At 68.8% G+C, this 26,038-nt stretch carries 24 protein-coding genes; 18 read left to right on the top strand and 6 right to left on the bottom strand.

Going from position 1 to position 26,038, the window contains the following annotated elements:
- Nucleotides 1-62 precede the first annotated feature (62 nt).
- On the top strand, nucleotides 63-800 hold the full coding sequence (locus tag ACJEIK_RS18510) for an acyltransferase (RefSeq protein WP_061007020.1): 738 nt from the start codon (nucleotides 63-65) through the stop codon (nucleotides 798-800).
- A 1-nt stretch (nucleotide 801) separates the two neighbouring features.
- Here the strand turns inward: ACJEIK_RS18510 and ACJEIK_RS18505 are convergent, their stop codons facing one another.
- From ACJEIK_RS18505 to ACJEIK_RS18490, 4 genes are all read right to left on the bottom strand, one after another.
- On the bottom strand, nucleotides 802-2,301 hold the full coding sequence (locus ACJEIK_RS18505) for a multicopper oxidase family protein (protein WP_409430112.1): 1,500 nt from the start codon (nucleotides 2,299-2,301) through the stop codon (nucleotides 802-804).
- A 118-nt stretch (nucleotides 2,302-2,419) separates the two neighbouring features.
- Nucleotides 2,420-3,649 carry a glycosyltransferase family 4 protein gene (locus ACJEIK_RS18500; protein WP_409430111.1) on the bottom strand — a complete coding sequence of 410 codons (1,230 nt, stop codon included), beginning with the start codon at nucleotides 3,647-3,649 and terminating at the stop codon, nucleotides 2,420-2,422.
- Nucleotides 3,646-5,178, bottom strand: coding sequence for a 1,4-alpha-glucan branching protein domain-containing protein (locus ACJEIK_RS18495; protein ID WP_409431724.1), 1,533 nt, complete (start codon nucleotides 5,176-5,178; stop codon nucleotides 3,646-3,648). The genes ACJEIK_RS18500 and ACJEIK_RS18495 overlap by 4 nt, the downstream gene beginning before the upstream one ends.
- 26 nt (nucleotides 5,179-5,204) lie before the next feature.
- A complete protein-coding gene (locus tag ACJEIK_RS18490; RefSeq protein WP_061007017.1) occupies nucleotides 5,205-5,951 on the bottom strand; it encodes a bifunctional 2-polyprenyl-6-hydroxyphenol methylase/3-demethylubiquinol 3-O-methyltransferase UbiG in 747 nt (248 codons plus the stop codon).
- 330 nt (nucleotides 5,952-6,281) lie between these two features.
- Here ACJEIK_RS18490 and ACJEIK_RS18485 point away from each other — a divergent pair, with 330 nt between their 5' ends.
- From ACJEIK_RS18485 to ACJEIK_RS18450, 8 genes are all read left to right on the top strand, one after another.
- Entirely contained in the window at nucleotides 6,282-7,082 is an 801-nt protein-coding gene (locus ACJEIK_RS18485; protein WP_061007016.1) for an electron transfer flavoprotein subunit beta/FixA family protein, read from the top strand.
- A 46-nt stretch (nucleotides 7,083-7,128) separates the two neighbouring features.
- The gene (locus ACJEIK_RS18480) at nucleotides 7,129-8,085 is read left to right on the top strand and encodes an electron transfer flavoprotein subunit alpha/FixB family protein (RefSeq protein WP_061007015.1); all 957 of its coding nucleotides are present in this window, start codon (nucleotides 7,129-7,131) and stop codon (nucleotides 8,083-8,085) included.
- A gap of 103 nt (nucleotides 8,086-8,188) precedes the next feature.
- Nucleotides 8,189-10,978, top strand: coding sequence for an AAA family ATPase (locus ACJEIK_RS18475; RefSeq protein WP_409430110.1), 2,790 nt, complete (start codon nucleotides 8,189-8,191; stop codon nucleotides 10,976-10,978).
- Between the two features lie 98 nt (nucleotides 10,979-11,076).
- The gene (locus ACJEIK_RS18470) at nucleotides 11,077-11,967 is read left to right on the top strand and encodes a hypothetical protein (protein ID WP_409430109.1); all 891 of its coding nucleotides are present in this window, start codon (nucleotides 11,077-11,079) and stop codon (nucleotides 11,965-11,967) included.
- A gap of 31 nt (nucleotides 11,968-11,998) precedes the next feature.
- Nucleotides 11,999-12,397, top strand: coding sequence for a cupin domain-containing protein (locus ACJEIK_RS18465; RefSeq protein WP_135356581.1), 399 nt, complete (start codon nucleotides 11,999-12,001; stop codon nucleotides 12,395-12,397).
- Complete coding sequence (locus tag ACJEIK_RS18460; RefSeq protein WP_409430108.1) at nucleotides 12,394-13,056, top strand: nitroreductase; 663 nt, start codon at nucleotides 12,394-12,396, stop codon at nucleotides 13,054-13,056. The genes ACJEIK_RS18465 and ACJEIK_RS18460 overlap by 4 nt, the downstream gene beginning before the upstream one ends.
- 96 nt (nucleotides 13,057-13,152) lie before the next feature.
- On the top strand, nucleotides 13,153-13,896 hold the full coding sequence (locus ACJEIK_RS18455; protein ID WP_061007012.1) for an SDR family oxidoreductase: 744 nt from the start codon (nucleotides 13,153-13,155) through the stop codon (nucleotides 13,894-13,896).
- A complete protein-coding gene (locus tag ACJEIK_RS18450; RefSeq protein ID WP_409430107.1) occupies nucleotides 13,893-14,612 on the top strand; it encodes an SDR family NAD(P)-dependent oxidoreductase in 720 nt (239 codons plus the stop codon). Before ACJEIK_RS18455 ends, ACJEIK_RS18450 begins: the two co-directional genes overlap by 4 nt.
- A 65-nt stretch (nucleotides 14,613-14,677) precedes the next feature.
- On the opposite strand, the gene ACJEIK_RS18445 is transcribed toward ACJEIK_RS18450, so the two are convergent.
- Nucleotides 14,678-15,592 (bottom strand): MBL fold metallo-hydrolase, encoded by a 915-nt coding sequence (locus tag ACJEIK_RS18445; RefSeq protein ID WP_409430106.1) that lies wholly within the window; start codon nucleotides 15,590-15,592, stop codon nucleotides 14,678-14,680.
- Nucleotides 15,593-15,802: 210 nt separating this feature from the next.
- Here ACJEIK_RS18445 and ACJEIK_RS18440 point away from each other — a divergent pair, with 210 nt between their 5' ends.
- From ACJEIK_RS18440 to ACJEIK_RS18430, 3 genes are read left to right on the top strand one after another with little or no spacing between them, the layout of a single operon-like run.
- Nucleotides 15,803-16,351, top strand: a complete 549-nt coding sequence (locus ACJEIK_RS18440; protein ID WP_234789656.1) for a sigma-70 family RNA polymerase sigma factor — start codon at nucleotides 15,803-15,805, stop codon at nucleotides 16,349-16,351.
- A 39-nt stretch (nucleotides 16,352-16,390) separates the two neighbouring features.
- Nucleotides 16,391-18,169 (top strand): flavin-containing monooxygenase, encoded by a 1,779-nt coding sequence (locus ACJEIK_RS18435; RefSeq protein ID WP_409430105.1) that lies wholly within the window; start codon nucleotides 16,391-16,393, stop codon nucleotides 18,167-18,169.
- Nucleotides 18,166-19,626: an aldehyde dehydrogenase gene (locus ACJEIK_RS18430; RefSeq protein WP_409430104.1), complete on the top strand. Its 1,461-nt coding sequence runs from the start codon at nucleotides 18,166-18,168 to the stop codon at nucleotides 19,624-19,626. The genes ACJEIK_RS18435 and ACJEIK_RS18430 overlap by 4 nt, the downstream gene beginning before the upstream one ends.
- 256 nt (nucleotides 19,627-19,882) lie before the next feature.
- On the opposite strand, the gene ACJEIK_RS18425 is transcribed toward ACJEIK_RS18430, so the two are convergent.
- The gene (locus ACJEIK_RS18425; RefSeq protein ID WP_135356576.1) at nucleotides 19,883-21,028 is read right to left on the bottom strand and encodes an NDMA-dependent alcohol dehydrogenase; all 1,146 of its coding nucleotides are present in this window, start codon (nucleotides 21,026-21,028) and stop codon (nucleotides 19,883-19,885) included.
- A gap of 108 nt (nucleotides 21,029-21,136) precedes the next feature.
- Here ACJEIK_RS18425 and ACJEIK_RS18420 point away from each other — a divergent pair, with 108 nt between their 5' ends.
- The 6 genes from ACJEIK_RS18420 to ACJEIK_RS18395 all read left to right on the top strand — a co-directional run bounded on the left by ACJEIK_RS18420 (nucleotide 21,137) and on the right by ACJEIK_RS18395 (nucleotide 26,030).
- Nucleotides 21,137-21,970 carry a GNAT family N-acetyltransferase gene (locus ACJEIK_RS18420; protein WP_135356575.1) on the top strand — a complete coding sequence of 278 codons (834 nt, stop codon included), beginning with the start codon at nucleotides 21,137-21,139 and terminating at the stop codon, nucleotides 21,968-21,970.
- Nucleotides 21,967-22,833 (top strand): 1-acyl-sn-glycerol-3-phosphate acyltransferase, encoded by an 867-nt coding sequence (locus ACJEIK_RS18415; protein ID WP_135356574.1) that lies wholly within the window; start codon nucleotides 21,967-21,969, stop codon nucleotides 22,831-22,833. Before ACJEIK_RS18420 ends, ACJEIK_RS18415 begins: the two co-directional genes overlap by 4 nt.
- 33 nt (nucleotides 22,834-22,866) lie before the next feature.
- Entirely contained in the window at nucleotides 22,867-24,054 is a 1,188-nt protein-coding gene (locus ACJEIK_RS18410; RefSeq protein WP_061009615.1) for a cysteine desulfurase family protein, read from the top strand.
- Nucleotides 24,055-24,056: 2 nt separating this feature from the next.
- Complete coding sequence (mnmA, locus tag ACJEIK_RS18405; protein ID WP_135356573.1) at nucleotides 24,057-25,124, top strand: tRNA 2-thiouridine(34) synthase MnmA; 1,068 nt, start codon at nucleotides 24,057-24,059, stop codon at nucleotides 25,122-25,124.
- 76 nt (nucleotides 25,125-25,200) lie between these two features.
- Nucleotides 25,201-25,689 carry an SRPBCC family protein gene (locus ACJEIK_RS18400; protein WP_135356572.1) on the top strand — a complete coding sequence of 163 codons (489 nt, stop codon included), beginning with the start codon at nucleotides 25,201-25,203 and terminating at the stop codon, nucleotides 25,687-25,689.
- Nucleotides 25,686-26,030 (top strand): ArsR/SmtB family transcription factor, encoded by a 345-nt coding sequence (locus ACJEIK_RS18395; protein ID WP_133427171.1) that lies wholly within the window; start codon nucleotides 25,686-25,688, stop codon nucleotides 26,028-26,030. Before ACJEIK_RS18400 ends, ACJEIK_RS18395 begins: the two co-directional genes overlap by 4 nt.
- Nucleotides 26,031-26,038 lie beyond the last annotated feature (8 nt).

The following is a 26,038-nucleotide window of genomic DNA, read 5'->3' as shown; positions in this document are numbered from 1 at the left end:
AGTCCCGAGACTAGCCCGAGACCGGCGAATGTCCGATTTCGCCTCGCGTAGGCTTTCCGGCCATGACGACGATGTGGGGCGCACCGATTCACAAGCGATGGCGAGGTTCGCGGCTGCGCGATCCGCGGCAGGCGCGCTTCCTCACCCGTGAGTCGCTGAAGTGGGTGCTCGACAACAAGGCCTACACACCCTGGTACCTGGTGCGGTACTTCCGGCTGCTCAAGTTCAAGCTGGCCAACCCGCACATCATCACGCGCGGCATGGTGTTCCTCGGCAAGGGCGTGGAGATCCAGTGCACGCCCGAGCTGGCGCAGATGGAGATCGGCCGCTGGGTACACATCGGTGACAAGAACACCATCCGCTGCCACGAGGGCTCGCTGCGGTTCGGTGACAAGGTGGTGCTGGGACGCGACAACGTCATCAACACCTACCTCGACATCGAGATCGGTGAGTCGGCGCTCATGGCCGACTGGTGCTACGTCTGCGACTTCGACCACAAGATGGACAGCATGGAGCTGCCGATCAAGGACCAGGGCATCATCAAGGGCCCGGTGCGGATCGGTCCTGACACCTGGGTCGCGGCCAAGGTGACGATCCTGCGCAACACCAGCATCGGCCGCGGCTGCGTGCTCGGTGCCCACGCGGTGGTCAAGGGCGAGATACCGGACTTCTCCATCGCGGTCGGCGCTCCGGCCAAGGTGGTCAAGAACCGCAAGCTGGACTGGGAGACCTCGGCCGCGGAGCGCGAGGAACTCGCCCGGGCGCTGGCCGACATCGAGCGGAAGAAGAGTTCCCGGTAACTCAGCTCGTGTAGTCGAGCGTCGTCATCATGCCCGCCTCCTGGTGATAGGCGTTGTGGCAGTGCATCATCCAGTCGCCGGGGTTGTCGGCGACGAATGCGGCGGTCAGCTTCTGCCTGGGCAGCACGATCAGCGTGTCCTTGCGCGGGCCGCGCCGACCGTCGGGCTGCAGCACCTGGAACGTGTGCCCGTGCAGGTGCATGGGGTGCCACATGGTGGTCGAGTTGGTGAAGGTCATGGTCGCGCGCTGGCCCTGACGGACCGTCAGGACCTGGCGGTTGTCGAAGCCGCGCCCATTGATGCCCCAGTCGTACTTCATCATCGAGCCGGTGAGTTCGGCGGCCAGCGTGACGTCCGGCGTGCTGGGTCCGAGGTCGACGGCCGAGGTGGCCGTGAAGTCGGTGACGGTGCCGACGCGGCGCGTCAGCTCGGCGGGACGGAACGCGGCGTCCGGCGCTGTGCCCGCGCCGGTGGAGAGCAGGGCCCGGGCGGCGCTGTCCTTGCCCTCGGCCACCGCCACCAACGGGAAGACACCGGAGCCTGCCGTGACGATGACGTCGTAGCGCTCGCCCATGCCCAGCAGCAGCGCGTCCACATCCACCGGGTCGACGGGGAAGCCGTCGGTGTGGGTGACGGTCATCCGGTGCCCGGCGAGGGCCACCCGGAACGCGGTGTCGGCGCCGGCGTTGATGATGCGCAGCCGGATGCGCTGGCCGGGCTTGGCATTGAAAACCGTTGGTGCGGCCGGAATCCGGCCGTTGGCGAGGAAGTAGGGGTACTTGACGTCGCCGGCGTCACCGCCGAGCAGCGTGCTCGTCGCCATGGGCATGTCGCCCATGCCGCTCATGTCGTGGCCGCCGCCCATGTGTCCCATGCCGGCCATGGCGCGCAGGCCGTCGTAGATCTGCTGGGGTGACTTGCCGGCGCCTGAGGTCCAATCATCAAGGACCACAATCCATTCCGCGTCGTAACGGCCGCGGTCCGCGGGGTCGTCGACGATCACCGGCAGGTACAGTCCGTAGTCCGCGTCGAGGCCGGTGTGCGGGTGTGCCCAATAGGTGCCGGCGTGCGGGACGGAGAAGGCGTAGGTGAAGTCGTTGCCGGGCTTGATGTTCGGCGTCGCGGGTGCCGCGCCGTCCATGTCGTTGCGCAGGGCGATGCCGTGCCAGTGCACCGAGGTGTCGTGGTCGAGCCCGTTGGACACACGGACGGACAGTTCGTCGCCCACCGAAGCGCGGATCAGCGGACCTGGCACCTGGTCGCCGTACGCGAGCGTCTGCACGGTGACCCCGCCGAGGTCGACGGTGGCCGGCTGCGGGCGCAGTGCCACCGAGACGGTGCGCCCGCTGTGTGGACGGGCGGCCTCGGTCGCGGCAATGGCCTTCGGGTCGACGGCGCCGGCTGTGGCGGGGGCCGGCGTCTTGCCGCACGCGGCGGCGCCGGCCAGCGCCGACGCGCCAGTGACGGCAGAGGCGATCAGGAAACTGCGGCGAGTCAACACCCTGCCGTTTGTACCCCCGGGGGGTATGTCCGTCAAGGGGCGAGAGTCCTCGATCCAGCAGAAAACTGTCCCTCTTCCAGGGAAAAGGGACAGTTCTATGACTTTCGGTGAAGAGTCCTCAGCCGCGGTCGGGCAGCGGCCGTTCGACGATGGGACGACGCGCGTGCGGCAGGCGCTCGCCGCGCTTGGCGGCGAGGTACACGTCCGACGTCTCGGCGGCGACGGTCTGCCACGAGAAGTCGTGGTTCAACCGGTCGCGCGCGGCCAGGGCGCGCTGCTGCGCGCCCGCCGGGTCGTCGAGCACCTTGCGGACCGCGGACGCCAACGCGCCCACGTTGCGCGGCGGGCAGGAGACGCCGGTCTTGCCGTTGATCACCGCTTCGCCGAGTCCGCCGACGTTCGACGTCACCAGCGGGGTACCGGCCGCGGCGGCTTCCAGCGCCACGATGCCGAACGGCTCGTAGTGGCTCGGCAGGACCGCGGCGTCGGCCCGGTGCAGCAGCTCCAGCAGCCCGGAATGATCAACGCGGCCAACGAAATTCACGGCCTTGGCGACCTTGGCTTTGCGGGCTTCCTCGACCAGCCAGTCGTACTGGGTGCCGTCGCCGGCGACGGTCAGGGTGGTGCCCGGGTGGGTCCGTCGGATCCGGGGCAGCGCCGCGATGACGTCGTGCACGCCCTTCTCGTACTCGAGCCGTCCGACGAACAGCAGCTCGGCCGGCCCGTCATGCTCGCGGCGCATGGCGAACGGCCAGCCGGCGGTGTCGATGCCGTTGCAGATCACGCTCACGTCAGGCAGCTCGGGTCCGAACAGGTCGGTGATCTCCTCGCCCATGGATACCGAGCAGGTGATCAGCGAGTCGGACTCGTGCACGAGCCACGATTCCAGTGAGTGCACCTGGCGGCTCACCGGGCCGGAGAGCCAGCCGGAATGCCGGCCGGCCTCGGTGGCGTGGATGGTGGAGACCAGTGGCACGTCGAAGAATTCGGCGAGGGTCACCGCGGGGTGGGCGACCAGCCAGTCGTGCGCGTGTACGACATCCGGGGTCCAGTCGCGCAGGCTCAGCCCGGCGCGAATCATGGCGTGGCCCATGGCCAGTGTCCACGCCATCATGTCGGTGCCGAATTTGAACTCGTTCGGGTCGAGAGCGGCGGAGATCACCCACACGCCCTCGTGCACCTCATTGGTGGTGGGGTGCGTGCTGGGGTCGGTGTCCGCGGGACGGCGGCACAGCACCACGACCTCGTGGCCGAGGGCGGCCAGTTCGACGGCCAGATGGTGGACGTGGCGTCCGAGGCCACCGATCACCACGGGTGGGTACTCCCACGAGACCATGAGGATTTTCATCGGGGTAACCGCCTGGCGTCCAGGGCGCCGAACAGTCCGTCGGCGCGGTTCCAACCTTCCGCGAGCTTGTGGGCCTGATCGCGCCGTCCAGACGCGAGGGCACCGGCAATCTCCCGGGTGGCGTGCGCGTGCAGGTGCGCGCGATAGCGAGCATATTCCGCCGCGGTGTCTTTGCTCACCATGAAGGGCCAGTCGCTCGAGACGGTCAGCAGGGCTTCGCGCAGGATCTGGTCGGCCACGCGGTCGCGTGCCGGGTACGCCGAATCCTGCGCCAGGACCTTGTCCACCGTGGTCAGCGCGGTATCGACGACCTCGGCGTTGAGCGTCACGAAGTCGGCGACCTGCTCGCCGGACCAGACCTGCCAGTCCTTGCCTGAACCCCACGAGCTCGGCGGCAGGTCGACGGGGGAGCCGACGAAGCCGCCCGCGATCGCGTCCGACAGCGTGCCGACCCGGACGCCGGCGGCCGGCAGCGCGCGCAGGACGCGCCCCAGCCACTCCGGTCCCTCGTGCCACCAGTGCCCGAACAGCTCGGTGTCGAAGGCGGCGACGACGTGGGCCGGGCGCCCGGTGCGTTCGGCCTCCGAGATCAGCCGGCGCCGAACCGTGTGCACGAAATCCGCGACGTGTGCGTCGATGGCGGCGGCGGCCCGCTCGGGCTCGTACGGGGCCTTCGACTCCGACGGGACGGTGCGGCCGGTGACCCGCGCCGGCTTGAGGCCGGTGAGGTGGTCGTAGGTGTGGAAGTCGCGGTAGGCCGGGTGCCCCGGGTAGCCGGACTTGGGGGACCACACGCGGTAACTGACCTGCAGGTCGCGGCCGAAGGCCACGACGTCCGACTCGCCGACCGGGCGGCCGAGCGCGGTGTCGCCGTGCAGCGACGGGCCGTCGACCATGAAGTGGGTGACGCCGGCGGCCGCGTAGCCGGTCTCCATGCCGGGGGCGTAGGCGCATTCGGGTGCCCAGATGCCGCCGGGGGTGTGCGCGAACCGGGCGCCGGCGTCGGCCAGGCCCTCGCGCAGCGCGAACTCGCGCAGCCGGGGGTTGAGCAGCGGCTGGAACGGATGCGCCAGCGGGCCGCCGAGCAATTCGATGGTGCCCGCGCCGATGAGCTGCCGCAGCACCGGGCTGCCGCCGTGCTGCCAGTGCTCGGCGAATTCCGCGAGCGCCGCGCCGGCCTGCTGGTGTTCGTGAATACCGAAGGCGCGCAACGCTTCCGGTGAGTTGAAAGTCTCGGGGGCGCCGCCGCCGTCACGGACGGTCGTCGCCTCCAGGGCCCTCAGCTGCCAGTTGGACAGCCACTGCTGCATGCCGGCCAGGCAGTACGGATCGTCGAGCTGGGCGGTGACGACGGGCGTCATGCCGAGGGTCAGCAGGTGGCCGCGACCTTCCTCGGCCAGCTCGCGCAGGACGCGCGTCAGGGGCAGGTAGGCCGTCGCCCACGACTGGTACAGCCACTCCTCGCCGACCGGCCAGCGGCCGTGATGCGCCAGCCACGGCAGGTGCGTATGCAGCACCAGGGTGAACATCCCCGGTACCGGCGTCGGCGAATCACTCACGGCCGCACCGCGATTGCCACCAGATCGAGGCTGTCGTCGATGTCGACACCGGCGGCGCCGGCGTCCAGCAGGTCGAAGTCGTCGATGGTCACCGCGGCCACGTCGGCCAGCAGGTCCGCGGGCCAGGGCGCATCGGCCACGGCGCGGTCGATCTGCGCCTGGATGATCGAGCCGCCGTGCTTGGCATCGAGCTCACGCAGCCCGGCGCCGTGATAGACGCCCAGCATGGCCTCCATGACGAAGCCCTGCTCGGTCAGCAGTTCGGTCATTTCGGCGGCGTTCAGTTCGCGGGTGTGGAACGGGTTCAGCGGGGTGTCGCTGCCGGGGGTGAAGGTGATGCGGTTGGGCGTCGACATCAGCAGCACGCCGCCGGGGCGCAGCACCCGCAGGCACTCGGCGACGAATTGTCCTTGATCCCAAAGGTGTTCGATGACCTGGAAGTTGACCACGACGTCGACGGAGGCGTCGGGCAGCGGCAGCGCGGCCAGGTTGCCGTGCAGCATCTCGACCCTCGGGTAGCGGGTGCGGATGTGCGCCACGGAGGACTCGTCGTAGTCCAGCCCGATCACCCGGCGCGCGACATCGGCGATGAGGTCGGCACCGTAGCCCTCGCCGGCACCGGCCTCCAGGACGTCACGGTCGCGGCAACGGTCGACCAGTCGCCGGTACACCACCTCGTGCCGGCGGAACCAGTAGTTCTCCTCCGCCAGGTCCGGGACGGTGCGCTCGCCGGTCAGTGGCATGACTGGCAGGAGCGATTCAGCCTGCGGCTCGGCTGCCGCCCGCTGGGTTTCGGGAAAAGTGCTCATTAGATAGGCAGGCTAGCTCAGAGTGGTCCAGGAATTCCCAGGCCCGATCGGTTGGGCCGTTCCACCTGCTGGTTCTGCCATGTTGCCGAACCCCCTCAAGTGTGGTCAAGAAAACAAAAGGCGGCATCCTCGGGCCGCGTTCGACCAGCTATGGTGTTCCTGCGCCATGCCACATAAGTTACCGAGTAGTAACATGTTGGTCGTTGCGTTAATCGTGAATGCCAGGCCGACCGCCGGCCTCATCGAGGAGGACGAACCACACCCATGACGAACATCGTGGTCCTGATCAAACAGGTCCCTGACTATGAGTCGGAGCGCAAGCTCAACGACGGCGACTTCACCCTCGACCGCGAGTCCGCGGACGCGGTGCTCGACGAGATCAACGAGCGCGCCGTCGAGGCCGCGCTGCAGATCAAGGAGAAGGAAGAGGCCGCCGGCGGCGCCGGCACCGTCACCGTGCTGACCGTCGGACCGGAGCGGGCCACCGAGGCCATCCGCAAGGCTCTGTCGATGGGCGCCGACAACGCGGTGCACGTGAAGGACGACCAGCTCAAGGGCTCGGACATCGTCCAGACCGGTTGGACCCTGGCCCGCGCGCTCGGCACCATCGAGGGCGCCGAGCTGGTCATCGGTGGCAACGAGTCCACCGACGGTGTCGGTGGCGCGGTTCCGGCCGTCATCGCCGAGCTGCTGGGTCTGCCGCAGCTGACCTCCCTGCGCAGCATCTCCGTCGAGGGCGGCAAGGTCACCGGTGAGCGTGAGACCGACGAGGGCGTCTTCGGCCTGGAGGCTGCGCTTCCCGCCGTCGTGAGCGTCAACGAGCGCATCGGCGAGGCCCGCTTCCCGTCGTTCAAGGGCATCATGGCCGCCAAGAAGAAGCCGGTCACCGTGCTGACGCTGGCCGAGATCGGTGTCGAGGCCGACGAGGTCGGTGTCGCCAACGCCAGCAGCAAGGTGCTGTCGTCGACGCCGAAGCCGGCCAAGGCCGCGGGCGAGAAGATCACGGACGAGGGCGAGGGCGGCAACAAGATCGCCGAGTACCTCGTTGGCCAGAAGCTGATCTAGCCCCCACCACACCGAAACTTCCAGAAAGACACAGAGGCAAATACGCATGGCTGAAGTACTTGTGCTCGTCGAGCACGCCGATGGTGCCCTCAAGAAGGTGAGCACCGAACTGATCACCGCTGCCCGTGTGCTCGGTGAGCCGTCGGCGGTTGTGGTGGGTGCCCCCGGCACCGCCGCCCCGCTGACCGATGCCCTCAAGGCCGCCGGTGCGGCCAAGATCTACGTCGCCGAATCGGATGAGGCGGCCGGCTTCCTGGTCACCCCGACCGTCGATGTGCTCGAGGCGCTCGTCGAGTCCGCCGGCCCGGCCGCCGTTCTGACGGTCGCCAGCACCGAGGGCAAAGAGGTCGCCGGTCGTCTGGCCGCCCGCCTGGGTGCCGGCCTGCTGGTCGACGTCGTCGACGTCAAGGCCGGTGGCATCGGTGTGCACAGCATCTTCGGTGGCGCGTACACCGTCGAGGCGCAGGCCAACGACGTGCTCCCGGTGATCGCGGTCCGTCCGGGTGCCGTCGAGGCCGCCCCGGCCGACGGTGCCGGCGAGGTCGTCAACGTCGAGGTTCCGGCCCAGGCCGAGAACGCCACCAAGATCACCTCGCGCGAGCCGGCCGTCGCCGGTGACCGTCCGGAGCTCACCGAGGCCAGCGTCGTGGTCGCCGGTGGCCGTGGTGTCGGCAGCGCCGACAACTTCGCGGTCGTCGAGGCCCTGGCCGACTCGCTCGGCGGTGCTGTCGGTGCTTCGCGTGCCGCGGTCGACTCGGGCTACTACGGCGGTCAGTTCCAGGTCGGCCAGACCGGTAAGACCGTTGCCCCGCAGCTGTACATCGCCCTCGGTATCTCGGGCGCCATCCAGCACCGCGCCGGCATGCAGACGTCCAAGACCATCGTTGCGGTCAACAAGGACGAAGAGGCCCCGATCTTCGAGATCGCCGACCTCGGCATCGTGGGTGACCTGTTCCAGGTCGCACCGCAGCTGACCGACGCCATCAAGGCTCGTAAGGGCTGATTTTTTTCTGCGTGAGCAGAAGCGAAGGTGCCCCAAAACTTCGGTTTTGGGGCACCTTTGTGTCTGGGCATGACTGCTGACAGCAACCAGAACGGTGGTGCCGATGGCGAGCCAGGATCGCGGGCCGGTCTTGCGTGGCCGCGACAGCGAGATCACGACGCTGCGCGGCCTGTTGTCGGCCGCGCGGTCGGGTAGCAGTCAGGTGCTGGTCCTGCGGGGTGAGGCGGGGGTCGGGAAGACCGCGCTGCTGAGGTATGCGGTCAATGCCGCGGACGGATTCCGCTGTGTCCAGGTGACGGGCGTCGAGTCCGACATGGAGCTGGCCTACGCGGGCCTGCAGCAGCTGTGCGCACCGCTGATGCATCACCTCGACGAACTGCCGACGCCGCAGCGCGAAGCGCTGGACGTGGCCTTCGGCCGTGGTGCCGGAGCCGCGCCGGACCGCTTCCTGGTGGGGCTCGCGGTACTCAGCCTGCTGGCCGCCGCCACCGACGATCAGCCGCTGTTGTGTGTGGTCGACGACGCGCAGTGGCTCGATCAGGTGTCGGTGCAGACCCTCGCCTTCGTCGCGCGGCGGTTCCTCGCCGAGCCCATCGTGCTGCTGTTCGCAGCCCGCGACACCGGAGCGCAGGCGCTGGGGAACCTGCCGGAACTGACGGTGACCGGTCTGTCGGATGCCGATGCCAGGGATCTTCTGGACTCGGTGCTGTTGGGGCGGGTCGACGAACGGGTGCGCGATCGTCTCGTCGCCGAGACGCGAGGGATCCCGCTCGCGCTCCTCGAGGTTCCCCGCAGTGTGTCCGCCGCCGAGCTCGCCGGCGGTTTCTGGAACATGGGCAGCAGGCGCAGCGTGACGGGTCAGGTGGAGGACAGCTACCGGCGTCGCGTGGAGGCGCTGCCACCGGCCACCCAGCAACTGTTGTTCCTCGCCGCCGCCGACGCGGTGGGGGACGCGGCGCTGTTCCAGCGGGCCGCAACGACTTTGGGACTGTCCGTCGGTGCGCTGGCCCCGGCCGAGGCAGCAGGACTGATCGAGTTCGGCGCACGGGTTCGGTTCAGCCACCCGTTGATGCGTTCGGCTGTCTATCGGGCGGCCGACGTGAACGAGCGCCGCGCGGTACATCGGGCGCTGGCCGAGGCCACCGATCCACGACACGACCCCGACCGGCGCGTCTGGCATTTCGCCCATGCGGCAGCGGGGCCCGACGACGCGGTGGCCGCGGATCTGGAGCGCTCGGCCGGACGGGCGCAGCGCAAGGGCGGCGTCGCCGCGGCAGCGGCCTTCCTGGAACGTGCGACGGTGCTGTCCGCGGACCCGGCCCTGCGTGCGGCCCGGGCACTTGCGGCGGCACAGGCCAAACGCGACGCCGCGGCACCGGCGGCGGCGTACGAACTGCTGGCGATCGCCGAACTGGGGCCACTGACGAAACTGCAACGGGCACAAGTTGATCGGTTGCGGGCCCAGATGCAGTTCGCCCGCAGTCGTGGCGGCGGGCCGGGCGTGCCCCCGCTGAGCGATGCCGTGCAGAAGCTGCTCGCCGCGGCCAGAGACCTCGAGACGCTCGACGACGGCCTTGCCCACGAGACATATCTGGAGGCGCTCGCCGCCGCCATGTACGCGGGCCGGCTGAGCCGGCCCGACACGCTGCCCGAGGTGGCCGCCGCCGCGGCCGCGGCCCTCGGCGATGCGGCGGAGTTGCACCGGCCGGTGGACCTGCTGCTGAGCGGCGTGGCGAGCCGGATCGTCACCGGTGGCGGTACCGAACAGATGCGCGCCGCGCTGGAGCTCATCTGTCGGCACGCGCAGGACGCCGACGGGCAATTCCTGCGGTGGATGCCGTTGGGGCTGGCCATCGTTCAGGAGTCTGCCGTCGGCGAGATTTGGGACGACGGCATCCACCGGCTGCTGGCCACCGCCGCGATTCGCCAGGCGCGCGATGCCGGCGCACTGGCCGTGCTGCCGTCCGCGCTCGCCTTCGGGGCCGGGGTGCATCTGCTCGCAGGCGAATTCGACACGGCGGCAGCGCTCATCGCCGAGGCCGCCGTGATCTCGGCGGCGACCGACTACGCCCCCTTGCGATACCACTCGCTGTCGTTGGCGGCGTTCCGTGGGGTCGCGGGTGACGCGGTGGCCATCATCGAGTCGGCAGCGTCCGATGCGGCCGCACGCGGCGAAGGCCGGGTGCTCGGCGTGACGGGGTTTCTCTCGGCAGTGCTCTACAACGGACTCGGGCGCTACGCCGAAGCCTTCGCCGCGGCCCGGAATTGTTGCGAGTACGACGATCTGGGCTTCTACAGCTGGGGTCTGGTTGAGCTCGCCGAAGCCGCAACACGCATCGGGGACAGAGACACCGGGGAGTGGGCCGCGCAGCGGCTGGCCGCTCGTGCGGGTACCAGCGGCACCGACTGGGGGTTGGGGGCACTCGCCTACGTGCGTGCTCTGGTTGCGGATGACGAGGACGCAGATGCCCTGTACGCCGAGGCCATCGAACGGCTCGGGCGCACCGGGGTCGTCTTCCTCCTGGCACGGACCCACTTGGGTTACGGCGAATGGCTGCGCCGCATGAACCGGCGCACCGATGCCCGCAAGCACCTCGACGAAGCCTTCCGAATGTTCGGCAGCATGGGCGCGGAGGCGTTCGCGGAGCGGGCGCGCCGCGAGCTGATCGCCGCCGGCAAGAAGGTCCGCAAGGAGCCCGTCAACACCGGTGACGAACTGACGGCACAAGAGGCCCAGATCGCCCGTCTCGCCGGCGCGGGGCTGACCAACCAGGAGATCGGTGCGCAGCTGTTCATCAGCACGCACACCGTCGAATGGCACCTCCGGAAGGTGTTCGTCAAGCTCGGCATCACGTCGCGGCGGCAGCTGCGCACGCTATTCCCCGCCGGCTGAATTGCGCCAAGGACCACGAACTGTCAAGGGTCCACCGCGGTCCGGGATCGGCCATGCTGATCGCGTTCCGCGAAAACCCTTGAAGGGAAAAGAATTCTGTGTCCCGCATCCTGTTGCAGACGACGATCACCGAGTGCGCCGACGATTGGGACGTCCGCCGGTTTTCGATGGTCGCCGGCGAACTGAGGGCGTGCGGCCACCATGTGACCGCGCGCAACCGGTCGTGTCGCACCGACGACCCGGTGCTGAGTCGGCTGGACGAGCTGGATTTCGACCAGTTGTGGCTGCTGGCGGTCGACGTCGGCGACGGCCTGACGGCGGCCGACGCCGACGGCATCCGGCGGTTCCGTGAGCGCGGCGGCGGTGTGCTCACCGCGCGTGATCACCAAGACCTGGGGTGCTGTCTGAACCGCCTCGGATTCCTGGGTGTCGTCAACGAATTTCACGATCCGAGCCTCGATCCCGGCGACCTGTGCGACGACCAGGACAACCCGGACATCTCCTGGCCCAACTACCATTCCGGCGCCAATGGCGACTACCAGCCGGTGCTGGTCGACGGCGAGCCGCACGAACTGCTGCATACCGACCGCACCGCCAGCGGGCACATCGAATGGTTCCCCGCGCATCCGCATGAGGGCATGGTGTCCGAGAATCCTCCGCTCGCCCGCGCCATCGCGAAGGGCCGCAGTACCGCGACCGGCCGGCTCTTCAATCTCGCCGTCGTGGTCGACGGTGAACGGTGCCCGGCCGGACGGCCGCTGGGCCGCGCGGTCGCCGAGTCCACGTTCCACCACTTTGCCGACTACAACTGGGATCTCACCGCCGGAGCGCCGTCGTTCGTGTCCGATCCTCCCGGCACTCAGATCGCTGCAGACCCGGCGCGCTTGGCGGTCTTCAAGGGCTACGTCGCCAACATCGCGCGGTGGCTCCACCCGGTTTCGACTACGGGCTTTCAAGGGTCCGTGCCGGCCGCATCGCGACGAAGCTGAAGGCAGCAGCCGTTCAACTCCAGGAGCAACAATGTTCGATAGTGCCGACCTGATGAAGGCCATCACGACCATCCAGACCGTCACGCCACCGTTCATCCCGGACGGTGCCCACGTGATGACATCGATCATCGAGTGGCCGGCGGGAAGCGCGGGCGCCCCGCCGCACCGCCATCCCGGCGGGCCGTCGTTCGGTTACGTCTTGGAGGGCGAGATGCTCTTCGAGCTGGAGGGCGAAGCGCCGCGCGTGATCAAAGCCGGGGAGGCGTTCTGGGAACCGGGCGGCGACGTCATCCACTATTCGGACGCCAACAACCGCACCGACGTCCGCCTGCGCTTTCTGGTGACGATGATCTGTACGCCCGGCGTGCCGATGCTCGTCGTCGTCGACGACGAGGAACTCGAAGCGCGCAAGGACCGGCGAGTCCGATGACCACCGGGTTCGGCGACATCGTCCGGTCGCGCCGGTCGTCACGGATGTTCTTGCCGGACACGCCCGTTCCGCGGAACCTGCTCGACGAGGCGCTGGAGCTCGCGATCCGGGCGCCGTCGAACTCCAACACGCAGCCGTGGCACGTCTACTTCGTCACCGGCGCGCGGCGCGCACGGCTGGTGGACGCGCTGCTCACCGCCGTCGATACGACGCCGCCCGAGGTGGGCTCGGCGGGTCTGCCGCCCCGGTTCGCGCATCTGCGCCGCGAGAGTGGTGCCCTGGTTTACGGCGCGATGGGCATCGAGCGCAGCGATGCGGAAGGCCGCTGGGCGGCGCAGCGGCGCAACTGGGAGTTCTTCCGTGCCCCGGTCGCCGGGGTGGTGTGCATGCACCGCGATTTCGGCACGGTCGACGCGCTGGGTGTCGGGATGTTCCTGCAGACGCTGATGCTGGCGTTGACCGAACGCGAGCTCGGGAGTTGTGTACAGGTGTCGATCGGTTTCTACCCGGAGGTGTTGCGCGCGCAGCTCGACATTCCCGAGGAGCTCACCATCCTGTGCGGGATCTCGATCGGCTACCCCGACCCGGCCTTTCCGGCGAACCACCTTGACACGCCACGTAACCCGATCGGCGACAACGTGGTTTTCCTCGATGACTGACGGCCTGCGGACTACGGACTTTCCGGGGTCCGCCGGCTCCCCGCGGCTGCCAGTGTGGAAGCCGCACAACCGAAACAAAGCGAAAGGGTGTGTCTGATGAAGATCACTGTGATGGGTGCCAGCGGCCAGATCGGTTCGAAGGTCGTTGCCCTGCTCAAGGAAGCCGGTCACGAGACCGTGGCGGCTTCGCGGGACTCGGGCGCCGATGTCCTCACCGGCGCAGGCCTGGTGGAAGCGCTGACGGGGTCCGACGTGCTGGTCGACGTCGTCAACTCGCCGGACTTCTCCGACGGGCCGGTGCTGGACTTCTTCACCCGGTCGGCGACCAACCTGACTGCGGCGGCGAAAACGGCCGGAGTCGGCCACTATGTCGCGTTGTCCATCGTGGGTTGCGACGGACTGCCGGACAGCGGCTACATGCGTGCCAAGGTCGCCCAGGAGCGCATCATCACCGAGTCGGGGCTGCCCCACACCATCGTGCGGGCCACCCAGTTCCATGAGTTCGCCGACGCGATCACCGCGTCGCTCATCGTCGACGGCGAGGTGCGGGTGCCCGAGGGCCTGATCCAGCCGATCGCCGGCGCCGACGTCGCCGCCGAGGTGGCTCGCGTCGCCCAGGCCGCACCGGTCAACGGGATCGTGAACATCGGTGGCCCGGACAAACTGACGTTCGCGGGCCTGGCCAAACTGGCACTGGCCCACCGCGGTGAGAGCCTGCCGATCGTGGTCGACCCGGCAGCCACCTACTTCGGCACCAAGGTCGGCGACACCGGCTTGGTCACCAGCGGCGACGCCATCATCTCGGACCTGCACCTGGCGGACTGGCTGGCCGGCCAGTGACGGAACTGACCGGGCTGACCGCGCTGGTGACGGGTGGGACGGCCGGCATCGGGTTCGAGACGGCGCGCCTGCTGGCGGCCGAAGGCGCGGCGGTGATCATCACCGGACGCTCGGCCGAGCGTGGCGCCGCGGCGGCCGCCGAACTCGGGGTGCGGTTCATCGCCGCGGACCTGGCCGACCTCGAATCGGTGAAATCCCTTGCCCGGCAATGCGGCGATGTCGACATCGTGGTCAACAACGCCGCCAGCTTTCCGGGCGCGCTGACCGTGGAGCAGGACGTGGCGACCTTCGAGTCGACCTTCGACACCAACGTGCGCGGTGCCTACTTCCTGGTCGCGGCTCTGGTGCCGGGCATGTTGCGCCGGAGCCGGGGGAGCATCGTCAATGTCACCTCGATGGTCGCGTTCAAGGGTGTGCCCGGGGCATCCAGTTACAGCGCGTCCAAGGCGGCCCTGGAATCGCTGACCCGCACGTGGGCAACGGAATTCGGCCCGCAAGGGGTGCGCGTCAACAGTGTGGCTCCCGGGCCGACGGCGACGCCGGGGGTGGCTGCCGAATGGGGTGACACCAACGACGAACTGGGGCGCACGCTGCCGCTGGGCCGCACGGCACAGCCGGCCGAGATCGCGCAGGCCGTGCTGTTCCTCGCGTCGCCGCGGTCGAGTTTCATCACCGGGTCGACGCTGCATGCCGACGGCGGCGGCGCGGCCGCCTGACTGCCCCGCCGCATTGAAAACGGCCCCCGGACAACAGGTCCGGGGGCCGTTCTCGTGTTCAGCGGTCAGTAGTCCCAGGTCGCCGGCACGCAACGGAAAGCGTCGCCGACGGCCGCCACATGGCACACCGACGGGAACGGCAGGTGCGTCGCGACCAATGCCTCACCCGTCGCCGCGATCTCCCGCAGCAGGCGGACGCGAACACGCGCCGCCTCCTCGGGATCGTGCTCGAAGCCGTTCTGCCACTCGGGGTTGTCGAATCCCGGGGCGAACACGGCATCACCCGCGAACGTCAGCTTCTCGCCGCGCGATTCCAGCCGAACCACGCTGTGCCCGGGGGTGTGACCGCCCGTACGCGAGACGAGCACGCCCGGCGCGACCTCGTAGTCCGTCTCGAACGTCCGCAATTGGCCGCTGTAGTCGGTCAGGAACTGGGTGGCCGAGCGCCGCAGCACGTCGGGGATGGGCTGCGGCATGACCGTCCGGGAGAAGTCCGGGGCCGCCCAGAACTCGGCCTCGGCAGTGGCGGCATGCACGCGCAGGTCCGGCCGGAACCGCTCCTTGACGCCCTCGGTGATCAGCCCGCCGACGTGGTCCATGTGCATGTGGGTCAGCACGACGTCGGTCACCGAGGCGAGATCGACACCGGCCGCCTCCAATCGCTGGACCGTCTGGCCGGCGCGCGGGAAGTCCGGGAACTCCAGCCCAAGTCCGGCGTCGACCAGAATCGTCTGGTCGCCGCTGCGGACCACCACGATGTTCAGCGGCCAGTCGACGATCTCGGGCGGCAGGAAGTTGTCGTCCAACCAGCCTGTCAGTTCGGCGGGCGGGACATTGGTGCCCAGCGTCGACGCCGTGATCGGCAGTACGCCGTCACTGATGACCAGTACCTCGATATCGCCGACCGGCACCGCGTAACGCGACGGAACCAACTCGTCGAGCCCCGTCTGACCAAGGTGGGAAATGTTGTCCAAGCTCACGTTGTCTCCTTCTGGCACACATTCGGCAGTGTCATGGATTTGACCCTGTGCGGGGTTGAACGCGGGCCGGCGCGCGAAGTCATCCATCGCGGGCGCACCACGGATTCCGGTGTCGACCACGTACTTCCAATGGTTCGCCACAGGCATTTTCCGGCGAGTCTGAGTTCGGCGGCGCATCCGGTGCTGTCACAGGTGAGGGGAGTTTCGATCGTGACGGCAGCGCCGGTGCCGGACGCTGACCTTGCGGCCCGGTTTGTGGCCGATGCCGTGCCGCTGCTCGACGCCCTCGGCCGCGGCGCCCGTCGGCTGACCCGCTGCGAAGCTGACGCAGAAGATCTGTTGCAGGACACCCTGTTACACGCGTATCAGGGATTCGGGTCGTTTCAGCAGGGCACCAATCTCAATGCCTGGCTTTTCCGCATCTTGCACAACCGGTGGGTCAGCAGACATCGCCACCGGGCAGCGCGCCCACCGGAGGTGCCGCTGGAGGTGATCGCGACGGGTGGCCACGAAAAGTCGACTGCCCGCCGTTCGGCAGAGGTCGAGCTGCTCGACCTCATGGCCGACGGAGATGTCGAGGCCGCGTTCGGGGAGCTGCCCGAAGGTGCGCGGACCGCCATGTTCTATGTGGAGGTTCAGGGCTACACCTACGCCGAGACCGCCGGCCTCATGGGACTGCCCATGGGCACGGTGATGTCGCGGGTCTCCCGCGGCCGGCGGCAGCTGCGGGTTGCGCTGGCACATCGGGACAGTGCCTGAACCCTTGCCAGAAACTGAAACGTGTTCCAGTATGCATCGATGACGCATGGCGCGAGTTCGGGCAGCGACGGCACGACGTTCGACCCTGACGCGCTGCGGCAGCGGTACGCAGAGGAACGCGAGCGCCGGTTGCGCACCGACGGCATCGGGCAGTACGTGGAAATCGCCGGCCGGTTCGCGGCGTTCGGTGAAGACCCCTGGGCGGAACCGGGTTTCACCCGGGCGCCGCTGACCGACGAGGTCGACGTCGCGATCATCGGCGCCGGTTTCGGCGGCCTGCTGACCGGCGCCCGGCTGCGGGAACTCGGGGTGGCCGACATCCGGCTGATCGACAAGGCGGCCGACGTCGGCGGCACCTGGTACTGGAACCGATACCCCGGCATCGCCTGTGACGTCGAGTCGTACGTCTACATGCCGCTGCTGGAAGAGCTGGGCTACGTGCCGACCGAGAAGTACGCCAAGGGTGCCGAGATTTTCGCGCACTGTCGGGCCATCGCCGAGCACTACGACCTGTACCGCAACGCCTGCCTGCAGACCGAGGTGCGGGAAATCCGTTGGGAACCATCCGATTCGCGGTGGGTGATCGCCACCGATCGCGGTGACGCCATCCGCGCCCGGTTCGTCTCGATGGCCAACGGCTATCTGCAGAAGCCCAAATTGCCCGGCATCGAGGGCATCACCGAATTCGCGGGCCACGCGTTCCACACCAGCCGCTGGGACTACGGCTACACCGGCGTCGCCCTGGAGCACCTGGCCGACAAGCGCGTCGGGATCATCGGGACCGGCGCGACGTCGATCCAGTGCGTGCCGCGCCTGGCGCCGGCGGTGGGGGAGCTGTTCGTCTTCCAGCGGACGCCGTCGACGGTCGACGTGCGGGCCAACGCGCCGACCGATCTGGCCTGGGCGGCGGCGCTGGAGCCTGGTTGGCAGCAGCGCCGCATCGAGAACTTCCAGATTCTCACCGCGGGCGGCCAGGCCGACGAGGATCTGGTGGCCGACGCCTGGACCAGCCTGGCCAAGGCGATGCCGATCGCGAAGGAAGGTACCGACCCGCGTGCGTCCGCGGCCGAGCTTGCGGATTTCGCGAAGATGGAGCAGATCCGGGCGCGCATCGACGCGCTGGTGACCGACCCGGCCACCGCGGAGGGCCTCAAGCCCTGGTACGGCTACTACTGCAAGCGGCCCTGTTTTCACGACGAGTATCTGCAGACGTTCAACCGGGACAACGTCACCCTGGTCGACACCCGGGGCCGCGGCGTCGAGAAGATCAGCGCTGCCGGGGTCGTGGTCGACGGCACCGAATACCCGCTGGACTGCCTCATCTTCGCCACCGGCTTCGAGGTCGGCACCGACTACGCCCGACGGACGGGTTTCGAGGTGATCGGCCGCGACGGAAAGACGTTGAGCGACAGATGGTCCGACGGCGTGCGCACCCTGCACGGCCTGCACGTCCACGGTTTTCCGAACTGCTTCATCGCCAGCATCGCGCAGTCGGGATTCACGGTGAACTTCCCGTACCTCATCGACACCCAGTCCCGGCACACCGCGTGGGTCGTCGCGTGGGCGCTCAAGAACGACATCACCGAACTCGAGGCATCCGTCGATGCCGAGGCAGCGTGGGTCGACACCGTGGTGGCGCGGTCCGGGGTGATCTCCGGCCGGCGCGAGGCGTGTACGCCCGGCTATTACAACCGCGAAGGGCAACCCAGCGACCGGCTGAACCAGGACAGCTTCTTCTTCGGCGGCCCCACCGAATACGCCGACATCCTCGCTGCCTGGCGGGACGCGGAAATCCTTGAGGGGCTGGTCATCACGTGAGCACCGCCCTGCTGATCGACGGGCAGCAGGTGCCCGGGCGCGGTGGCGAGTTCGCGACGATCAACCCGGCCACCGAGGAGACGCTGGGGTACGCGGCCGATGCGGAATCCGACGACATGGATCGCGCCATCGCCGCCGCCCGTACCGCATTCGACGGCACCGACTGGTCCCGCGACACCGCGCTGCGGGTGCACTGCCTGCGGCAGTTGCGCGATGCGCTGAACGACGAGATCGAGCACCTGCGCACCATCACGGTCGCCGAGGTGGGTGCCCCGGTCTCGCTGACTTACGGTGGGCATCTGCAGGCGCCGGTCGACGGTCTGGGCTATGTCGCCGACCTTGCCGAAAACTACCCGTGGACAACCGATCTGGGGGAGGCCAGCCCGTTCGGCAAACCGACGCGGCGCACCGTCGTCCGCGAGCCGTGCGGCGTCGTCGGCGCCGTGACGCCGTGGAACTTCCCGCACCAGATCAACTTCGCCAAGCTGGGCCCGGCGCTGGCCGCGGGCAACACGGTGGTGCTCAAGGCCGCGCCGGACACTCCGTGGTGCGCGGCCGAAGTGGGCCGGATCATCAACGAGCGCACCGACTTTCCTGCCGGTGTCGTCAACGTCATCACGTCCGACGACCACCGGATCGGGGCCCAGCTGACCGAGGATCCGCGGGTGGACCTGGTGTCGTTCACCGGGTCGACGGCAACGGGCCGGGCCGTCATGGTGGCCGCGTCGCAGACCATCAAGAAGGTTTTCCTGGAACTGGGCGGCAAGTCGGCCTACATCGTGCTCGATGACGCCGACCTGCCCGCGGCCTGCGCGGCCGCGGCCGCCGGTGTCGCGATGCACGCCGGGCAGGGTTGCGCCTTCACCACCCGTCTGCTGGTACCGCGCGCACGATATGACGAGGCCGTCGCCGCGGCGGCAACGGCCATGTCCGGCATCGGTTTCGGCGACCCCACCGACCCGGCCACGTTGTGCGGACCGCTGATCTCCGCTCGTCAGCGCGACCGCGTCGAGGGCTATCTGCGGTTGGCGGTCGAGGAGGGCGGCCGGTTCGCGTGTGGTGGTGGACGCCCCGCGGACCGGACCCGAGGCTTCTTCATCGAGCCGACCGTCATCGCCGGGCTCACCAACGACGCCCGGGTGGCCCGCGAGGAGATCTTCGGCCCGGTGGTCACCGTCATCGCCCACGACGGCGACGCCGACGCTGTGCGCATCGCCAACGATTCGCCCTATGGCCTGTCCGGCGCGGTCGTCGGCACCGACCAGGACCGCGTCGACTGGGTGGCGTCGCGGCTGCGGACCGGAACCATCAACGTCAACGGCGGGGTCTGGTACTCGCCGGACGCGCCGTTCGGTGGCTACAAGCAGTCGGGCATCGGCCGGGAGATGGGCCTGGCCGGGTTCGAGGAATACCTGGAGACCAAACTGGTCGCCAGAGGTGTGCGGCCACTTGACTGACCTGCAAAATCCGGAGCCGACGCACCCCGCCGGCTTGACGGCCAAGCCCAGCCGGCTTGAAGAAGTACGTAGTTTCAGTCATTGGGCACTGTCAGCCACCCTGATCGAATGTAGGGACCTTTGCGGGCAGCTGGACGTCCCTGAGTGCAATAACCGCCGGAGGACCGCCGCCGCGATTGCATTCACGTACTTTCCACCGCATCTCGCACCGCCACACCAAAAACCGGCGGCTGCACCGTGACCGTCGACCGGGCGGTTATCGCAGCGAGTAATCGATCACCGCGCGAATGACCCGGCCGCCCAGCAGATCGTCGAAGGCCTCGTTGATGTCGTCGAGCCGGTAGCGCCGCGTGATCATCTCGTCGAGCTTGAGCCGGCCTTCCTGGTAGAGCTGCGCCAGTGCCGGGATCTCGGTGGTCGGGTTGCAGGAACCGAACAGCGTGCCGCACAGGTTCTTGTTCATCAGGATCAGGTCTTGCAGGTCGAGTCGCACGGCCCCGGCCGAAGGCGCCGCCATCCCGGTCAGCACGCAGGTGCCGCCCTTGCGGGTCAACGACAAGGCGTCGGCGACATCACCGTCATTGATCATCGACGGCGACACGACGACGGCGTCTGCCATCACGCCACGCGTCAGATCCCGGACGAGCGCAACGGCTTCGGCGACCGTCGCCGCCGTGTGGGTCGCACCGAACCCGACCGCGGAATCGCGCTTGAACGCCACCGGATCGACGGCGACAACGGAAGCGGCCCCGCCGAGTGCGGCTCCCTGCAGCGCCGCGGTACCGATGCCGCCGGCGCCGATGACCACCACGGTGTCACCGGCACGCACCGCGGCGCGCCGCACGGTCGACCCGTAACCGGTGGGCACAGCGCAGGACAGCAGTGCGCTGGGCACGAGCGGCAGTGACGGGTCGATCTTCACGAGCGAATCCGCCGCCACCACAGTGTGTTCGGCGAACGCGCCGATCTTCGAGGTGTGCCGCAGGTCCTCACCGGCGAGGCTGTGGTGGCGGAACGTCCCGTCGGTGGGCATGCCGGGGATCAGCGTGCCGGCGCCGACGTCGCACAGGTACTCCATACCGCTTGTGCACCAACGACATTTCCCGCACACCGCGAGGAACGACGTCACGACGTGGTCGCCGGGGGCGAACCGCGTCACTCCCGGACCGACCTCGAGGACCACCGCCGAACCCTCGTGACCACCGATGGTCGGCGGCATGCCCGGCACCGCAGCACCTTTCGGCGCGGCCAGTTGGCCGGACCGGATGTGATCGTCGGAGTGGCACAGCCCGGCCGCCGCCATCTGCAGCAAAACCTCACCGGCACGCGGCGGGTCGAGCTCGAATTCCTCCACCGACCAGTCCCCGCCGACGTCACGGACGATCGCGGCGCGGCTCCTCATCGCGGCATCATGCGCCGAATGTAACGGACCGTGATGTTTCGCAACCGGTCATCAACGCGTTACGTGGTTGATGCCGCCGCGCCCAACGGCTCCGTCACCGTGCTGAACATGAGCACTAGTTCTGTACTCATCGCCCCTGACGACACCAGTTCATCGACCGACGCCCCGCGCTACACCCTGCTGCTGTCGGCCGACTCCGAACACATCGAAGCCGCGCAACGGCTTCGTCACCACGTGTTCACCTCGGAGCCGGGCTACACCCTCACCGACGACAGCCCCGGCTTCGAAAGCGGCCGGGACGCCGACCGATTCGACCAGTTCTGCGACCACCTGCTGGTCCGTGACGACAACACTGGCGAGTACGTGGGCTGCTACCGCATGCTGCCGCCGCCCGGCGCCATCGCCGCGGGTGGCCTCTACACCGCAACGGAATTCGACGTCAGAGCGCTCGACACCTTGCGCCCGTCGCTGGTGGAGATGGGCCGCGCGGTGGTGCGCGCCGACCACCGCAACGGCGCCGTCGTGCTGCTCATGTGGGGCGGCATCCTGGCCTACCTGGATCACAGTGGCTACGACTACGTAACCGGCTGCGTATCGGTGCCCATCCAGGGCAGTCCCGAGGAGGCACCGGCCAGCCAGATTCGCGGTGTGCGCGACTTCGTCAACAAGCGGCACGCCTCGGAGTACAAGGTGCGTCCGTACCGTCCGGTGATCATCGAGGGCAAGCTGCTCGACGACATCGAGCCGCCGGCTCGCGTGACGGTGCCACCGCTGATGCGCGGCTACCTGCGCCTGGGCGCCAAGGTGTGCGGCGACCCGGCCTACGACCCCGATTTCGGCGTCGGTGACTTCCCGGCCCTGCTGGACAAGCGCGAAGCCGACGTCCGGTACCTGACGCGGCTGCGTTCGGCAGCTGCCGCGACCGACAAGGCCGCGCAGTGACCACGCCGGTGCCGGTGCAGGAGCACGCCTGGCTGCCCAAGGCGTCGTGCGACGCCAGCTGCATCCGGGTGGACTCCGTGCACATCAGCCGCCCGTTCGTCGTGGTGCTGCGCACCACCGTCCGGCTGATCATGACGATGCTGCTGCTGCCGGCCTTGCCGTTGCTGGCGGTACCGCTGCCCGGCAAGTCCCGCATCCAGCGGCTGTACTGCCGGCTGATGCTGCGCTGCCTCGGCGTGCGGATCAGCGTCTCCGGCGGTCCCATCCGCAACCTGAGCGGCGTGCTGGTGGTCGCCGGGCACGTGTCCTGGGTCGACATCTTCGCGATCGGCGCCGTGATGCCCGGCTCGTTCGTGGCGCGTGCCGACCTCATCGAGTGGCCGGCCCTGGGCTTCGTGGCCCGGCTGCTCAAGGTCATCCCGATCGATCGGCACAGCCTGCGTGGCCTGCCTGACGTCGTGCGCACTGTCGGTGACCGGCTCGCCGCGGGCCAGACCGTCGTCGCGTTCCCCGAGGGCACCACGTGGTGCGGCCTGGGGCACGGCACCTTCGCGCCGGCCATGTTCCAGGCCGCGATCGACACCGGTCGTCCCGTGCAGCCACTGCAGCTGACCTACCGGCACCGCAACGGCGCGCAGTCGACCATCCCGGCGTTCATCGGCGACGATTCGCTGCTGACGTCGATCAAGCGCGTCATCACCGCCAAGCTGACGGTGTGCCACATGCAGGTGCAGTCGCTGCAACTGCCCGGTACCGACCGGCGCGATCTGGCCGGCCGCTGCCAGGCTGCGGTACACCAGGTGGGTCCGCTGCCCGTCCCCGCTGTTCACGGGCACACCAAGGCGGTTTGGCAGGCAGCCTGACCGGTTTGGCCTGGCCGGTATCCTGGACAGGCCATGAGCCCCGTATATCTGGACCACGCCGCCACGACCCCGATGCAGCCCGCTGCCATCGAGGCGATGACGGCGGTCCTGGCCGCCGGCGGCAACGCGTCGTCGCTGCACACGTCGGGGCGGGCCGCGCGGCGCCGGATGGAGGAGGCGCGCGAGTCCCTGGCCCAGCAGCTGGGGGCCCGGCCCTCTGAGGTGATCTTCACCGCGGGCGGTACCGAGAGTGACAACCTGGCGGTCAAGGGCATCTTCTGGGCCCGCCGGGACAGCTGTCCGGGACGCCGCCGGATCGTGACGTTGCCCGTCGAGCATCATGCGGTGCTCGATGCCGTCGAGTGGCTCGTCGAACACGAGGATGCCGAGGTGGCCTGGCTGCCCGTGGACGCCACCGGCGCCACGTCCGCCCAGGCCCTGCGTGAGATTCTCGAAACTCATGATGATGTCGCGCTCGTCAGCGTGATGTGGGCCAACAACGAGGTCGGCACCATCCAGCCGATCGCCGAATTGGCCGCTGTCGCAGCCGAGTTCGGCGTCCCGATGCACAGCGACGCCATCCAGGCGATCGGTGCCGTGCCGGTCGACTTCGCCGCGAGCGGGCTGTCCGCCATGAGCATCGCGGCACACAAGTTCGGTGGTCCCACCGGCGTCGGCGCGCTGCTGCTGCGCCGCGACGTCGCGTGTGTGCCGCTGCTGCATGGCGGCGGCCAGGAACGTGACGTGCGTTCGGGCACACCGGATGTCGCGGGCGTGGTGGCCATGGCTGCCGCCGCGCGCGTGGCGGTGGAGGGCCTGGACGCGTACCGCACCCGGATCGGCGCCCTGCGCGACCGCCTGGTCGACGGCGTGCTGTCCGGCATCGAGGACGTGGTGCTCAACGGCGGCGCCGGCGAGGACCGGCTTCCGGGCAACGCGCACTTCACTTTTCGCGGCTGCGAGGGCGATGCCCTGCTGATGCTGCTGGATGCCAAGGGCATCGAATGCTCGACGGGCTCGGCCTGCACGGCGGGTGTCGCGCAGCCGTCACATGTCTTGATCGCCATGGGCGCCGATCCGGCGAGCGCCCGCGGATCACTCCGATTTTCATTGGGGCACACCAGTTCTGACGCCGACATCGATGCTGTGCTGGCCGTGTTGCCGGCCGCCGTCGAGCGGGCGCGTCAGGCCGCACTGGCCAGTGCCGGGTTGGGAAGGTAGTCATGCGGGTTCTGGTAGCGATGAGCGGGGGAGTGGACTCCTCGGTGGCCGCGGCGCGCATGGTCGACGCCGGCCATGACGTGGTGGGCGTGCACCTGGCGCTGTCCACCGCGCCCGGCACCCTGCGCACCGGGTCGCGTGGTTGCTGCTCGAAGGAGGACGCCGGCGACGCCCGCCGCGTCGCGGACATCCTGGAAATCCCGTTCTACGTCTGGGATTTCGCGGACCGCTTCAAGGAAGACGTGATCGACGACTTCGTCGAGTCGTATGCCCGTGGCGAGACGCCGAACCCGTGCGTGCGCTGCAACGAGAAGATCAAGTTCTCGGCGCTGTCGGCCCGGGCGCTGGCGCTGGGATTCGACGCCGTGGCGACCGGGCACTACGCGCGACTGGAGGACGGCCGGCTGCGTCGCGCGGTCGACGCTGATAAGGACCAGTCGTACGTGCTCGGGGTGCTGACCGCCGAGCAGCTCAGCCACGCGCTGTTCCCGATCGGCGACACCCCCAAGCCGCAGATTCGTCAGGAGGCCGCCGAGCGCGGGCTGGCGGTCGCGGACAAGCCGGACAGTCACGACATCTGCTTCATCCCGTCGGGTGACACCCGGGCCTTCCTCGGCGCGCGCATCGGCATCCGGCCGGGCGCGGTCGTCGATGCCGGCGGCACGAAGCTCGCCGAGCATGACGGCGTACACGGGTTCACCATCGGTCAGCGCAAGGGCCTGGGCATCGCGGGTCCGGGGCCCGACGGCCTGCCGCGCTACGTCACCGGTATCGACGCCGAGACCGGGACCGTGCATGTCGGTGGCGTGGAGGATCTCGAGATTCACGCGCTGACGGGCGAGCGTCCGGTGTTCACCTCCGGTGTGGCGCCCGAGGGTCCGGTTGAATGCCTGATTCAGGTGCGAGCGCACGGGGGCCTGGCGGATGCGGTCGCCGAGTTCGCCGGCGGCGTGCTCGACGTGCAGCTGCGCACGCCGCTGCGCGGTGTTGCCCCAGGTCAGACCATGGTGCTGTATCGCCGTGACCCGGACGGTGACGAGGTCGTCGGCAGCGCCACGATCGCGCGCTGATCCCCTTCAAAAGCAACCAAAACGTTGCGCTTGGCGCTGGTGCGTCGTAGCGTAATAGGCAACCAGGAGGTTGCTTATGAATTCCGATCGCATCGAAAAGGAAGTCACCCTGCGCGCCCCGCTGGACCGCGTGTGGCGCGCGATATCCAACGCCGACGAGTTCGGTCGCTGGTTCGGCGTGCGCTTCGACAGCCCGTTCGTCGCGGGCGAATCGGTGAGAGGCGTGATCACCCCGACCGAGGTCGACGACGAGGTCGCCGCCGCGCAGGAACCGCACGCCGGGACAGCCTCGGTGTGGCAGATCGTGGCCGTGGAACCGCCGCGGCGTCTGGCGTTCCGCTGGCATCCGTACGCCGTCGAACCCGGTGCCGACTATGACAACGAGCCGACCACCCTCGTCGAGTTCACGCTCACCGAAACCGGCGACGGCGTGCTGTTGCAGATCGTCGAATCCGGGTTCGACAACATCCCGGCCGATCGCCGGGCCGCGGCGTTCGAAGCCAACAGCGGCGGCTGGGAGGCCCAGACGAAACTGGTACGCAAGTACCTGGGCGAGTCGATGTGAGTACTGCGGTCGAAGACCGGGCGCCACTGTTCGACGCGCTCGGCGACCCCAATCGGCTGCGTATCGTCGTACGGCTCTGCGAGGCCGGCCCGTGCTCGACTTTGCAAGTGACACAGGTGATTCCGGTGACGCGGCAGGCGGCCACCAAACATCTGCTGCTGTTGGAGGCGGTGGGGCTGGTGAGCAGCAGCCGGCACGGGCGTGAACGGATCTGGCGCATCCAGCCGGACCCGCTCGCCGAGGCCAGTGAGTACCTGACCGCGCTGTCGAAGCGCTGGGACCGCGCGCTGGACCGGCTGCGCAGCTACGTGGAAGATCCGGCCGCGGACCCCATCGAATAGTGTTGGCC

Origin of the sequence: Mycobacterium sp. SMC-16 (genome assembly GCF_046250085.1) — a bacterium.
Taxonomy (GTDB): Bacteria; Actinomycetota; Actinomycetes; order Mycobacteriales; family Mycobacteriaceae; genus Mycobacterium; species Mycobacterium phocaicum.
Note: the sequence above shows the minus strand (reverse complement) of the source record. Positions and strands in the feature narration are given on the sequence as shown.